Here is a 14,484-nt window from a genome sequence, read left to right on the forward strand (position 1 = left end):
TGTATGGAAGCGAACAATGGACTATACTAAATGCCTTTCATTGTTCTGCAAAGCCATTCCTCAGATTGGTATGATTGTTGGATTAGTTATTCGTTAACGGTTATTGGTTACTTAGAGCTCCAATTAACCAATAACAAATAACCAATGATCCAGATTAATGCTTAAGAATTATCTCAAAATAGCTTTTCGAAATCTCACTAAACATAAAGTCTATTCGGTGATAAATATTTTTGGATTGGCAGTGGGGATTTCATGCTGTATCCTGATCGGTTTGTTTATTCAAAGTGAGTGGAGTTACGATGAATTTCACAGTAATTCGGATCGCTTGTACCGGGCCTGGGTGCATGAAGATTATGGAGAAAACGAGATCTACTTTAATTCAGTCACACCCCTTATTTTGAAACCGACATTGCAGGAGAATATTCCGGAAGTGGAGTCGGTTAGCCGGTTCTATAATTTTAGCAATTTAGTCCAAATAACGGATGAGCGGCAGGCCCAGTCCGAGACAATTTCGATGGTGGATCACTCCTTTTTTGAGATGTTTGATTTTCCACTGCTTACTGGAAATGCCGAAACAGTATTTTCGAATCCCGGTTCAATCGTGCTTACCCGAGAGACGGCCGAGCGGTATTTCGGTGATGAGAACGCCATGCAACGGAACTTATCTATCCGGATTGGTAATTCATATGAACAATTTACAGTAACCGGAGTTATTGAGGATCCGCCTGCAAATTCCAGCCTTCAATTTCAGTTTCTCATCCCTTTTTCCAAGAGTCCTAAAGTTTTTAGTGAAGGGGCACACACCAGCTGGTTCAGCGTATCACCTGAAACATACGTGTTGTTGCAAGAGGGAGTGAGTGTGGCCGATGTCGATTCCAAGCTAAAAACAATGATGCAGGGTGTTTTGGGTGACCAGTACTCAGAAAGTAATTATACAGTGGGATTGCAGCCCATAACTGACATTCACTTAAACACAGATATACCGGTTGGTATCGCCACTGTAAGTGATCCGACCTACTCCTACATCCTTGGAGTTATTGCGCTGCTGATACTGTTAATCGCCTGTGTAAATTTCATGACGCTTTCTATTAGCCGGTCTACTTCACGAGCTAAAGAGGTTGGAATTCGCAAGACGGTAGGGGCTCTGCGACAGCACCTGATGTATCAATTCTGGGGCGAAGCGCTGTTGATGACGGTAATAGCAATTGGTCTGGGTATTCTTCTGGCCGAAATGCTGCTGCCTTTTTTTAATGCGCTTTCCGGTGAAAGCCTGGAACTTCTGTTTTCAACTGATGCTCTGCTTTTCTTAGCAGGCGCTGCTTTGTTCATCAGCTTGATTTCGGGTATTTACCCTGCACTTATACTATCGGGATTTAAGCCGGTAGAAGTACTCAAAGGCCGCTTGAAATTATCTGCTGATAAGAATCTTTTTCGGCATTCGATGGTGGTATTTCAATTCACCCTGTCAATCGCTCTTATAGCCGGTACATTGATTGTTAACGACCAGCTAAACTATATGCGGTCGAAAGATCTGGGATACCAAAAAGAACAGATAGTGGTACTGGAAACTGACCTGCAGTCGGGACCTGACAATCCGTTTTTGGATGTTATTGAGGAAGGCAATCAAATTAAGGAACGGATCCGTTCTGAAGTTCGAAGTAGCGGCGATGTTGCTGAAGTTAGCATGTCGGTCTATACTCCAATCCAGCAGGGTGGATGGGTAAGTGCTGATTTCAGAGAATCCAGCGGACGTAAGCGGGAGTTTCATTTTAATATTGTGGATCACCAGTTTCTTGATACATATCAAATAGCAATAACAGAGGGCCGTAATTTTTCAGTCGAAAATAGTTCTGATGCTCGTCGCGCGATAATCGTAAACCAGGCGCTGGTTGACGATTATGGGTGGGAAGATCCAATCGGAAAGCAACTGCCCGGACCTAATTTTGATGACCACGAAGTTATCGGAGTTGTGGAAAATTTCCATTTCGAAAGCCTGCATACACAGGTAGAACCATTGATGCTGGCCATCAATCCGGTAATTCCGTTCAGTGGTCTTGACAACCTCAGCTTCTCCGGGTCTCCCACGCCCAGAATATCACTTCGTATCAGCTCGGACAATACTCCTGCTACGATGGAATTGCTGGAAAACCAATGGGCAGCCGTTGCCGCTGGGTCTCCATTTAATTATACCTTTGTAGATCAGGCGGTGGATAACCAGTATCGGCAGGAGGAGCGATTAAGAAAAATTGTGATGTTCGGCTCCGGATTGGCAATTGTAATCGCTTGTCTGGGATTATTTGGGTTGGCTTCGCTGATGATCGTTCGACGTACCAAGGAAATTGGTGTCCGAAAAGTGTTTGGAGCTTCTTCATCCAGTATTGTAGTGCTGGTAAATAAAGAGTTTACAAAACTTGTGGCTATTGCCTTTGTAATTGCTGTGCCAATTTCCTGGTACGGAATGCAACAATGGTTGCAAGATTTTGCGTACAGGATAGATATCGGAATTAGCGTTTTTCTGCTGGCTGGTATTATTGCTTTGGCTATTGCCTGGATTACTGTCAGCTATCAATCCATCAAAGCGACTATGATTAATCCTGTAGACAGTTTACGAAGTGAATGATTATTAACTGTCAGCCAGTCAGCCGCCAGTAATCAATCTGGTAGCTGAATGCTGATAACAGAAAAGAAAAACATATGTTTAAAAACTATCTCAAAGTTGCCTTACGAAATCTTTGGAAAAAGCCGGGTTATTCCTTTATCAACATCTTTGGATTGACTATAGGCCTAACCTGTTGCCTCATTATCTTTCAGTATGTGGCTTTCGAATACAGCTTCGATCGTTTTCATAAAAATGGAAAAAACCTATATCGCGTTACAACCGGTATGGCTCAAACAGGTGAAAAACTATCAGCAGATGGTGCGTTCACACCACAAAGTATGGCACCCGAATTTGTGGAAACGATCCCTGAAATAAGTCGTATTACCAGGGTACATCCAGAGTATCAACCTGCGCTGGTCTCAAATCCGGAACAACCGGAACAGGTTTTTGAGGAAGAAGAGATATTCTATGTTGATCCGGCTTTTCTTGCAATGTTTTCATTTCCACTTACTACAGGAAGTGTAGAGGGGGCACTGGAACCCGGAACAGTATTGCTTTCTGAGTCGATGGCTCAAAAATATTTTGGTGATGAAAACCCCATTGGAAAAAATATTGATATAACAGGTTTGACTGATAAAAGCTACCGCATTGCAGGAATATTCCGTGATGTCCCCGCTAATTCTCATCTTCAATTCGAGATCCTTCTTCCAGTTGAAGATCTCCTCCGTACTGAACAATATATCGATGAACCTCAGGGGGGATGGAGTTATAACAATTTCATGACCTATCTCCAATTACATCCTGATGCCGATCGTGCTGAAGTAAATCAGAAGATGACAGAAGTGATGTCAAGTAACATTGAAGAAATGATACGCCAGAGAGAATTACGTTTATCTGTAGAAGCACAACCATTGCCGGATGTTCATCTGAATTCCGACGTAGTTGCACCCGCAGGTATAACATCAAGTTACAGGACTGTATATTTTTTTATAATTATTGCTTTGGTAACGCTTCTTATTGCGCTGGTAAACTATGTTAATCTTGCAACGGCTCGTGCTGTTGACAGATCACGAGAAGTGGGGGTACGGAAAGTAGTTGGTGCAAACCGTAATCAACTCGTAGAACAGTTTTTCATCGAATCGGCCCTTATAAACTTTCTTGCTATTATATTAGCGATTGCACTATCTGAAGTTATTCGTCCATTTGTAAGTGATGTGGCAGGTATACAGCTGACAAATATTGTTTGGATGAACCAGTGGTTTTGGTTGGCTATAGTTGCCACCTTCGTCGTTAGTACATTACTGGCTGGACTGTATCCGGCCCTGGTCCTTTCCTCCTTTAAGCCGGTATCAGTACTTAAAGGAAAGGGTGGTACTATTGCTTCTGGCAACTGGCTGCGAAAAGGGCTTGTAATATTTCAATTTGCGGCCGCCGTTATTTTGATCGGAGGCACAATTGTTGTGTATAATCAACTCAACTTTATGCGGAATATGGATCTCGGGCTCGATCTGGAGCAGGTTCTTACCGTAGATGGGCCGCGGGTACTTCCAGAGGGAACAGATAGAGCAACAGCCATGTCAACCTTCACAGAAGAACTACAGCGGCTGCCTGCAGTACAGCAAGTGGCTACTTCGGCGTCTCTGCCCGGTCAGGGATTCAATTGGCATGGGGCTAATACCCGGAGGGCGGAAGAAGATCCGAATAACTCTATCCGGGGAGTAGTAACCTATATTGACACTAGCTTTGCTTCTCTGTACGATCTGGAACTGCTGGCTGGCAATGGGTTTAGTAACCGAACAATATCCTCTGGATCAGATAATCCCTGGCCGATAATAGCCAATGAAACCGCTGTAAAATCCTTGGGCTTTTCTTCACCAAATGAAGCAGTAAATCATTCATTGGTCATTGGCGATACCGATTCACGTATCATAGGGGTATACAAAGATTTTAACTGGACATCCGCTCATGAGGAACGCGCGTGAATATTAATAATTTATCCAGTACAATTGCAGACATCGAAGAAATTTATACCCAGTTATTTCCCGGCAACGTGTTTAGCTATGAGTTTGTTGATGAAGCCTTTGATGCACAGTATCAAAATGACCAGCGATTTGCCAAACTTTTTGGCCTTTTTGCTGCACTAGCCATTGCCATAGCATGCCTGGGTCTGTTCGGATTAACCTCATTCACCATACAACAACGGACAAAAGAAATCGGAATCAGAAAAGTATTGGGTGCAACAGTCCCTAACCTGATTACAAGGTTATCAGTAGACTTCTTAAAGTTGGTTATAGTTGCAATAGTTATTGGGTTGGTGGCAGTTTATTTAACAATGAACCGCTGGCTTGCAGATTTTGCCTATCGCATTGAAATGGGACCGGTAATATTCTTGATTGCAGGTGGAGTTGCTGTGTTAATTGCCCTGGCGACAGTCAGTTTACAATCGGTCCGCGCAGCACTGGCAAACCCAGTGGAAAGTCTGCGAAGTGAATGACAAAAGGTGAGACGTAAGACGGTAGATGTCTATTGTTTGCCGTTTCACGTTTGCCGTTTTTTTGGACTAAAAGGAGAAAAGTTATGTTTAAAAACTACGTAAAGATCGCCTGGAGAAATCTTAGAAAAAATCCCAGCTACTCGTTCATCAATATATTTGGGCTGGCGCTGGGTATGGCTGTGAGTATCTTAATTCTGCTATACATTCAGGATGAACTCAGTTACGATAAATATCACGAGAATTCGGATGAGATCTATAGAGTTTCCCGGGAATGGTTTAATGAAAATGGAGAAACAAGTCTGCATTTGGGACATGTTGCGCCGCCATTCGGACCGCTGCTGGAAGAAGATTTTGAGGCCGTTCGAGAAGCTGTTCGTTTTTTTCAGATAAATCCGCTGGTAAAATACCAGGACAAAACATTTGTTGAAGAGCGATTTTTCTTTGCCGATGCTGATCTGTTCAACGTGTTTTCCTGGGAGATGCTCAAAGGCGATCCATCCACGGCGTTAACCTATCCCGATGCCATTGTATTAACACGCAGCACCGCCAGCAAGTATTTTGGTAATGAAGATGCTATGGGCAAATCCATTGAAATAGAAATTCAGGGAATAACCATGCAATTCCAGGTTCGTGGTATTATTGAAGACGTTCCCTCAAACTCTCACTTCCAGTTCGATTTTTTGGCCTCAATGGAGCCGGTGGTAGATTTCTATGGCGGCACAGAACAGTTTATGGACAATTACGGCAGCAATAATTTTGCAACGTACCTGCTGCTTCCTGATAACTACGATTATAATACATTACAGGCTCAGCTACCCGACTTTATCGATAAGCATATGGGACAAAATGATGAGGGTATTCCCGCTTCAGAAAATACTCAACTCAATCTGTGGCCGCTTACGGATATCCACCTCCATTCACACCTGGATTCTGAGATCGAGGCCAATGGCAACATCGAATATGTTTACATATATACAGCCATTGCCATCTTTATCTTACTTATCGCCTGTATCAATTTTATGAATCTGAGCACGGCGCGGTCGGCAAAGCGAGCGGTGGAAGTCGGACTTCGAAAAGTGGTTGGTGCAGACCGGAAATCACTTATTAGGCAGTTTATTGGCGAATCGATTTTTCTTTCTATTCTGGCCATTTTGATTGCTATCCTTCTGGTAGAGCTTACCCTGCCATGGTTCAATAGTTTTATTGATAAAAGCCTTTCTTTGAGTCTTTTTGCCAACTACTATCACCTCCTTGGGTTAATCAGCATTGTACTTCTGGTGGGATTGATCGCCGGCAGTTACCCGGCATTCTTCCTGTCAGGGTTCGAACCTTCGAGCGTACTAAAGGGAACATTTAAGGCGGGCGGAATTCATCGAAAATTCCGTTCTGTTCTCGTAGTATCCCAATTTACAATTTCGGTTGTTTTGATTGTCTGCATGGGCATCGTGTACAATCAACTGGAGTTTATGCAGAATAAAGATCTCGGTTTTGACAAAGACAATGTCATAACACTGCCGGTTAGCAATCAAATTACATCAAACTTCAGAAGCTATCGACAGCAACTATTGGAACATCCCGGTATTGTAAATGTATCGGAAGCCAGCCGTGTGCCTTCGGGACGTTTGCTCGATGCCCAGGATGGCATGGCTGAAGTGAATGGGCAGTTACAAACTGTTGACAACCGTATTGCCGATATCCATGTGAGCCACAATTTTATGGAGACGTTTGGCATCAATTTAGTGGCGGGGCGTGATTTTGACTATAATTTTGCCAGCGATTCCACTGAAGCATTTATTCTTAATGAGACGGCCGTGGAGACGATCGGCTGGGACTCACCGGAACAAGCTATTGATAAAGAATTCCATTATGGCAGCCGTCGTGGTCGAGTAATTGGTGTAGTACAGGATTTCAATTTTGAATCACTGCACCAGCGTATAGCACCTATAGTGTTTTTGATCCCTGATAACCGGATTAGCCAGGTTGCTATTAAAATAGCCGGAAACCAGCGCGAAGAGGTATTGGCTTTCCTCAAAGAAAAGTGGGGTTTATGGCGTTCTGATTATCCTTTCACCTATTCATTTGTTGAAGAAAGTTTTAATGAACAGTATGCATCTGAGCGCCGCCTGGGTAAAGTTTTTGGATATTTTGCCCTGCTTGCCGTTGTGATTGCCTCGCTGGGATTATTTGGACTGGCATCCTTCACCGCTCAACAGCGTATCAAAGAAATTGGTATCCGAAAAGCTCTGGGTGCCACAGTCTCACAAATTGTACTACTTCTTTCAAAGCGGTTTACCATGCTGGTACTATTGAGCGTAGCAATTTCGATACCGATTGCCTGGTACGCGATGGAGCAATGGCTGAGTGGCTTTGCCTACCGAATCAACATACCGGTTTTGACATTTTTGTGGGCAGGAGGCGCGGCGCTTGTTATAGCATGGCTCACAGTTTCATATCAATCAATAAAAGCAGCAACGGTGAACCCGGTTAAAAGTTTAAGAAGCGAATAATAATAGCAGTCAGAAGTCAGCATTCAGTCCTCAGAACGATACTGAATTCCGACAGCTGATTGCTGAAAGTTAAAAACTCATGCTGAAAAATTATATAAAAATCGCGCTCAGAAACCTGCGAAAGCAGAAACTGTATAGCTTCATCAATGTGATGGGACTAGCCGTTGGACTGGCTTTTTGTGTGCTTGTACTGCTCTTCATTAATGATGAATTAACATATGACCGGTTTCATACGGATGCAGATAACATTTACCGGCTGTACCGGCAACCTGTGGCAGAGGATAGTCCCATTGATCTGGAACTCTTTATGCCTCTACCCACCGGAGAGGCCATGAAAACTGATTTTCCTGCGGTGGATGAATACGTCCGATTTGCCCCTTTTGGCACACAAGATGTTCGCCATGAAGGAGTAATATATGAACAGGATAACGTGGTGTTTGCTGACCCGTCGATGTTCTCCGTATTCAGTTTTCCCCTGAGGTTTGGAGATTCTTCAACGGCCCTGGCAAATCCCAGTTCTATTGTACTGGCACCAGAAACAGCACAGCGGTATTTCGGAAATGCGAATCCTATAGGACGTATCCTATCCATCCGTCTCAACGGCGAATATCGCGCTTTTACCGTTACAGGTGTAACAGAACCGGTACCTTCTAATTCAACGATTCAGTTTGAGATGCTGTTGCCCGTCCGGACGCTTTTAAACACGTTCGATGCATATGAACGCGCGGAGAACCGGTGGGACGCCACCCGTGTCATAACATACGTCAGGCTGCATGAGGAGAGCGATGTAAACCAGGTGCGGTCTCAGCTTCCGAACTTCATGAATAATCATATGGGTGAGATGTTTGCTCAGATGCGGGAGGACGGGAGGCTTAAGACTGAAGGTTCGCCAATCATATATCAGTTACAACCACTGTTGGATGTACATCTAAATCCCGATATCCCGGGTGGATTTTCTGCCCCGTCTGACCCTCAGCGATCCTATATCCTGGCTGGTATCGCCCTGGCCGTGCTGTTGATCGCCTGCATCAATTTTATGATCCTGGCCATTGGGCGTTCGACCCGGCGCGCCAAAGAGGTAGGTATGCGTAAGGTGGTGGGTGCTGACCGGAGGCAACTGATGTTCCAGTTCTGGGGAGAGGCGCTGCTGCTTACATTATTTTCTTTCGCGATTGGTATTGTTCTTGCCGAATTATTCCTGCCGGTTTTTAACGAGCTCTCGGGCAAGGAGTTGGATCTGGCCGTTCTTACACAATATCCCGCTACGCTTGGAGTATTGGGAGGAGTTTTTCTGCTCACAGGACTGGTAGCCGGAAGTTATCCCGCTGTTGTACTGTCGGGATTTAAGCCCATTGACTCGATAAAAGAAAAAATTTCCGGTGAAGGATCCAATGTTCTTACTCGTTCACTGATCATCGTACAGTTTGCGTTGTCGATTTTCCTTGTATCCGGTACGCTTATCATGAGCAACCAACTTGAATTTATGAGGGAGAAAAACCTGGGCTTCCGTGGTGAGCAGGTGGTGGTGATACCGATGTCCGGTATGGATGGAGAACGTGTGCTGGACATCTATCAGAATGAACTTTCTGATGAACCGGATATCCTGAATGTTTCCGCTATGTCTTTTGCCTTTGATCAGGGTACCGCCCGCAGGGGGTTTGATTATCAGGGAGAACTGAAACAGGTGGCGGTGTTCCGTGTTGAGCCGAATTTTATTGAAACGATGGATATGGAACTGCTGCGGGGCCGGAATTTTAACCCCGGACTGACCTCTGATTCCACCGAAAGTATTATCATCAATGAAGCTTTCGTTCAGGAGTTTGGCTGGACGGAAGATCCTCTGAGTCAGACCTTAGATATTGATTGGGGTGAACTACGGGATCCCAAAGCCATTGGGGTGGTGCAGGATTTTCACTATCAGTCGCTGCAAAATCGGATCCAGCCGGCCATGTTGTATATAAGTGCTGTGGATGATATCGGAAATCTAATGGTCCGCGTCAGTCCCGATAATATCTCTTCCAGTATTGATAAGCTGCGTTCTGTCTGGGAGCGTATTACCAGTGAGGTGCCATTTAATTACCGTTTTTTGGATGATGGGATGGATCAGTTGTACCGGGCTGAAGAACGATGGAGTAATATTATTGCCTACGGTTCATTGTTTGCTATTCTTATTGCTTGTATGGGTTTGTTTGGGCTGGCGGGTCTTACTGCAGCACGACGGCAGAAAGAGATCGGTATCCGGAAAGTACTCGGAGCCACTGTTTCAGGCATCGTCAGATTAATATCGAAAGATTTTGCCAAACTGGTGATAATTGCTGTAATACTAGCCACGCCTCCCGCCTGGTATTTTATGCAACAATGGCTGCAGAATTTTGCCTATAGGATCGACATTGGTGTAGGTGTTTTTGTTCTTTCGGGAATAGCAGCCCTTTTCGTGGCCTTGGCGACCGTGGTGTGGCATGCCGTTAAGGAAGCCAGAATGGACCCGGTTAAAAGTTTAAGAAGTGAATAAGAAACGTGTTATTTAAACACATTTGCCCATATAACGGTTATTTATATGATTAAGCTTAGAGATATAGACAAATATATCGACAAACGATTTCAGCGGACGTTTATCCTGAAAAATATAAATCTGGATATAGAAGAAGGAGAGTTTGTGACCGTGATGGGACCGAGTGGTGCCGGTAAATCGACGTTGCTGAATATTTTGGGATTTTTGGATGAACCTTCTGAAGGTGAGTACCATTTTCTTAATGAGCCGGTGCACAACCTTAGCGAAAAGCAGAAATCCAACTATCACAAAAGCCATATCGGTTTTGTCTTCCAGGCTTACCATCTGATTGACGAGATGACGGTATATGAAAATATCGAGATGCCGCTCCTGTATCGCAAAGTAAAGAGCAAGCAGCGAAAGGCGATGGTTGCGGATATGCTCGACCGTTTTAATATCGTTGCCAAAAAAGATCTGTTCCCACCACAGCTTTCCGGTGGACAGCAGCAGGTGGTGGGAGTAGCCCGGGCACTTATCGGTAGTCCTAAATTAATCCTTGCGGATGAACCAACAGGCAATCTTCATTCTGAGCAGAGCGAGCAGATTATGGAACTGTTCAAGAAGCTGAACAAAGAGGAAAACGTGACGATTATCCAGGTAACCCACTCCAAAAAGATGGCCTCGTACGGAAATCGAATTATCAATCTAAAAGACGGAGCCATTGTTGAGGAAGATCCTTATGAAGATGATGAGGTTGTCCGTAATGTGTAGTTCGTGATACGGGAGAACAGACAATCTTATCTTTTCAGTAGTTTCGCTGCGGAACACCTGACTTGGAGGCTCCGCTTCCGCTTTGATATTTGTCGTTCGTTTATGCTTATTACTATTTCCCTTATCAATTTTGGGCGTACGAATCACATGGCCCGCATCATGAACTTCAATATCATGAAAAAAAATATTTTATTTCTGACACTGGTTCTTTTTTGCTCTTCTGTTAATGCTCAAACCACACCTCAGGAGGCGGTACAACAGTATCGCTCAGAAAATGGAGCGGTTATTCTGCAGGAATATCAGGAGTTGCTCACGATTCCCAATGTGGCTTCAGATATTGATAATATCCGCCGTAACGCCGACTGGATTATGGATGCTTTCGAAGAACGAGGCGTTGAGATGGAGCTGCTGGAACTATCCGATTCTCCTGATGTACCACCTGTTATTTATGGTAATTTAGAAGCTCCCAATGCCGAACGGACGCTTATCGCTTACGTCCATTATGATGGTCAGCCTGTTGATCCTTCACAATGGAAAGATGATCCCTGGAGTCCAAGTCTTTATTCAGCTTCTATCGAAGACGGAGGTCAGCCTCTTGACTTTCCCGGGCAGGGAGAAGAGATAAATCCGGACTGGCGGATCTACGGCCGGTCGGCTTCGGATGACAAGGCTCCGATTCCGGCGCTTTTGGCTACCCTGGATGCCTTGCAGCAAAACGATATTCCACTTACATCTAATATTAAATTTCTCTTTGATGGCGAAGAGGAAGCCGGCTCTCCTCATATCCGGAAGTATCTGGAGCAAAACAAAGATAAGCTGGAGGGTGACGTATGGCTTTTCTTTGACGGCCCCAAGCATCAAAGTGGACGCCCGCAGGTGGTATTTGGTGTTCGCGGAGTAACCGGAATGGAAGTTACCGTCTACGGTGCCGGCCGTTCGCTTCACAGCGGGCATTATGGTGGATGGGCGCCCGTGCCCGGTCAGATGCTTGCCGAGCTTTTGTCGAGCATGAAAAAGGAAACGGGAGAAATATTGATTGACAATTTTAATGAAAGCACTGCCCCGATTACAGAAGCCGACCGCAAAGCCTTTGAAACATTGCCGGATGTGGATCAACAGCTGCGGGAGGATCTGGGTCTGTCGTGGACTGAATTTGATAATCAGCCTTTGATTGAGCGGCTGATGTATCCAACGCTTACTGTCCGCGGCTTAAGCAGTGGAAATGTTGGTGATCAAGCGCGAAATGTAATTCCGTCACAGGCGACCGCTACGCTTGGTATTCGGTTGGCCAAAGGAAATGATCCGGAGGAGATGAAGGATCTCGTAGAAGATCATATCAGGAAGCAGGGTTATCATATCGTGAGAAACGATCCCGACCGGGAAACCAAAATGCAACACAAAAAAATAGCCAAAGTTACACGCGGCGGGGGGTATCCGGCCGTACGAACGCGCATCGACAACCCAATGGCGCAGCAAATTATCCGTGCTGTTGATCGTGTTTCGGATGATGAAACCATTCTCTATCCGACATTCGGCGGATCACTACCACTGTTTCATTTTACCGAAGTGATGGAAACACCCATTGTAATCGTACCTATTGCCAATCATGATAACAACCAGCATGCACCCGACGAAAATATCCGGATCGGCAACCTGTGGTACGGCATGGATGTGTATACATCCATTTTTACGATGGAGTAAATGTTCCTCCAATTGCAGTTTAGGTTCGCCCAATATTTTCGGCCGATGATTTCACGGTCTCCTTCAAGAGATCAATGGCAATTAGTTGCAAAAGATATATCACCACTCCAATCCGGCTCTCCACTCTCCACCTTCAATTACGGTAATTCCCTTATTCACAGGCAGGTCATTGAACCGCTGCACTTCACCCGAGGGCCAGTGTACTATTATTTCATCCACTTGAGAAGCATTATTCAGCCCGAAATGAAGCCTTAAGCCCGCTTGACTTCGCCAGCTTGGTTGGGTCCCGAGCTCTCGCATCTGGATCTGTTCACGCCCCTGTATTTGAGATTTTACTATTACTTTTGCTCCGATCCCGGATCTGTTTGAGTTAGTACCCTCAAGCCGTATAACAATCCAGTTACCTACATTCCCCCGATTGAGATAAAGTTCATTTTCTTCTGCTCTGCCTGGTGTATTCGGCCAGTTTCCCACGTAAAGATCCAGTGCTCCGTCTCCATTAAAATCACTCAAGGCCATGCTGCCTACATGAGAAATAGTACGCGCCAGCTCTCCTGCTTCTTCGACTCTTTGAAACCGGCCGTTCCCCAAATTTTCATAGATAACAAGAGCAGAACCCCAGTTCCCGACCAGTAAATCCAGCTTACCATTATTATTTAGATCCCCCCATGCAGCCGCAAAACTTGATCCACCGTCCAATACCGGTAAGCCAGCTTCTATACGTTCAAATCTGCTACTTTCACTGTTACGATATAAACGATTACTTCCTGAGGCGTTAGTAAGGTAAAGGTCAGTTCGAGTATCTCCGTCAAAATCTCCCCAGGTTCCTGTGAGTGCATTCAAAGTATCTCCGGTGGGAGGATCGAGAACTGATTCAAACTGCCATTCGCCCAGGTTTCGATAGAGCCGGCTCATTCCGGGACCTGACGGATCAGCATAGGACCAACGGTTTGCCACAAAAAGATCCTGCAGTCCATCTCCGTCGAAATCAGCCCATGCAACAGAAGCTGTTCCGGCAGTGTCATCTGTTACTCCTTCTATAAATTGCCGTGCGAATTCAAAGTCGCCAAGATTTCGCAATAGTAGATTGGGTTGTGAACTGCTAAGTCCGCCATTACCTATAAAAAGATCAACCAAACCATCATTATCGATATCCGCCCAGCTTGCCGAGAATGAAGCAGAGCTGTCGGTAACGGTGGAATCTGATAAAATTTTCTTAAAGTTGCCGTTTCCCTCGTTACGATATAAAAAGTTAGTCTGTCCGCGCTGATTAGTTACATACAAATCGGGATCTCCGTCGTTGTCAATATCGGCCCATGCACTGCCTGAGGAAAAGCCTTCGTCGGATGTGAGGGGACCGGCTTCTACTTCTTCAAAACGATCCCCGTCAATATTTTTATACAGGCGGTTGGGTTGTGGTGCAGCTTCAGAGGCGGACACATCATATCCGTTGGTGACGTACAGGTCAAGGAGCCCGTCGCCGTCATAATCAATCCAGGAGACGCCACCGGTACTGGCACGATCGGTTGCTGGCGCTACATCTAAAATACGTGAAAATGAAATTTCATAAGTTGAAGGGGAGGGAGATTGAATACAACTTACTGTCATAAGATAAACTATAAATAAAACAGGAAGAATTTTTGAGTACATTTTATTAACAGGGTAAATTTATGTGGAGAGCCGGCATTGCGTTTTCCTGTTTATAAACTTCAAACAGAATTGGCTTATTTCCGGCTCGTTTTAAATATTGCGTTGGTAAACTGTAAGGCATTTCTGTTGATCCCCCTTTATTACTTGCCATCGCTTTTCCAGAAAATGAAAAGAATTTAGTGAAACCTTACATATTGTCATAAATATTTACGACCATATTGGTGCTTAGTTAAAGAATAGTCTACTAAATGAAGATGTTATTTAAACTCTG

General features: G+C 44.8%; 8 protein-coding genes. 7 read left to right on the forward strand and 1 reads right to left on the reverse strand.

All coding sequences use genetic code 11. The annotated features are described in order from the left end of the window. Positions 1–157 precede the first annotated feature (157 nt). The 7 genes from ACT3ID_RS09540 (at position 158) to ACT3ID_RS09570 (ending at position 12,563) form a co-directional block, all read left to right on the forward strand. Positions 158–2,620: an ABC transporter permease gene (locus tag ACT3ID_RS09540; protein ID WP_491541791.1), complete on the forward strand. Its 2,463-nt coding sequence runs from the start codon at positions 158–160 to the stop codon at positions 2,618–2,620. A gap of 74 nt (positions 2,621–2,694) precedes the next feature. Beyond that, positions 2,695–4,581: an ABC transporter permease gene (locus ACT3ID_RS09545; protein ID WP_491541792.1), complete on the forward strand. Its 1,887-nt coding sequence runs from the start codon at positions 2,695–2,697 to the stop codon at positions 4,579–4,581. Beyond that, complete coding sequence (locus tag ACT3ID_RS09550; RefSeq protein ID WP_491541793.1) at positions 4,578–5,093, forward strand: ABC transporter permease; 516 nt, start codon at positions 4,578–4,580, stop codon at positions 5,091–5,093. Before ACT3ID_RS09545 ends, ACT3ID_RS09550 begins: the two co-directional genes overlap by 4 nt. Before the next feature lie 83 nt (positions 5,094–5,176). After that, a complete protein-coding gene (locus ACT3ID_RS09555; RefSeq protein ID WP_491541794.1) occupies positions 5,177–7,600 on the forward strand; it encodes an ABC transporter permease in 2,424 nt (807 codons plus the stop codon). A 79-nt stretch (positions 7,601–7,679) separates the two neighbouring features. Beyond that, positions 7,680–10,112, forward strand: coding sequence for an ABC transporter permease (locus ACT3ID_RS09560; protein WP_491541795.1), 2,433 nt, complete (start codon positions 7,680–7,682; stop codon positions 10,110–10,112). Positions 10,113–10,157: 45 nt separating this feature from the next. Continuing rightward, complete coding sequence (locus ACT3ID_RS09565) at positions 10,158–10,862, forward strand: ABC transporter ATP-binding protein (RefSeq protein ID WP_491541796.1); 705 nt, start codon at positions 10,158–10,160, stop codon at positions 10,860–10,862. 102 nt (positions 10,863–10,964) lie between these two features. Then, the gene (locus tag ACT3ID_RS09570) at positions 10,965–12,563 is read left to right on the forward strand and encodes a M20/M25/M40 family metallo-hydrolase (protein WP_491541797.1); all 1,599 of its coding nucleotides are present in this window, start codon (positions 10,965–10,967) and stop codon (positions 12,561–12,563) included. A 99-nt stretch (positions 12,564–12,662) separates the two neighbouring features. On the opposite strand, the gene ACT3ID_RS09575 is transcribed toward ACT3ID_RS09570, so the two are convergent. Then, the gene (locus tag ACT3ID_RS09575; RefSeq protein WP_491541798.1) at positions 12,663–14,213 is read right to left on the reverse strand and encodes a CRTAC1 family protein; all 1,551 of its coding nucleotides are present in this window, start codon (positions 14,211–14,213) and stop codon (positions 12,663–12,665) included. Positions 14,214–14,484: the final 271 nt, after the last annotated feature.

The organism is Fodinibius sp. GM108, assembly GCF_058386985.1.

Bases quoted from the DNA above. Each gene is read 5' to 3' on its own strand.
- ACT3ID_RS09545 (WP_491541792.1), top strand. From the start codon at position 2,695: ATGTTTAAAAACTATCTCAAAGTTGCCTTACGAAATCTTTGGAAAAAG.
- ACT3ID_RS09555 (WP_491541794.1), top strand. From the start codon at position 5,177: ATGTTTAAAAACTACGTAAAGATCGCCTGGAGAAATCTTAGAAAAAAT.
- ACT3ID_RS09540 (WP_491541791.1), top strand. From the start codon at position 158: ATGCTTAAGAATTATCTCAAAATAGCTTTTCGAAATCTCACTAAACAT.
- ACT3ID_RS09575 (WP_491541798.1), bottom strand. From the start codon at position 14,213: ATGTACTCAAAAATTCTTCCTGTTTTATTTATAGTTTATCTTATGACA.
- ACT3ID_RS09560 (WP_491541795.1), top strand. From the start codon at position 7,680: ATGCTGAAAAATTATATAAAAATCGCGCTCAGAAACCTGCGAAAGCAG.
- ACT3ID_RS09565 (WP_491541796.1), top strand. From the start codon at position 10,158: ATGATTAAGCTTAGAGATATAGACAAATATATCGACAAACGATTTCAG.
- ACT3ID_RS09570 (WP_491541797.1), top strand. From the start codon at position 10,965: ATGCTTATTACTATTTCCCTTATCAATTTTGGGCGTACGAATCACATG.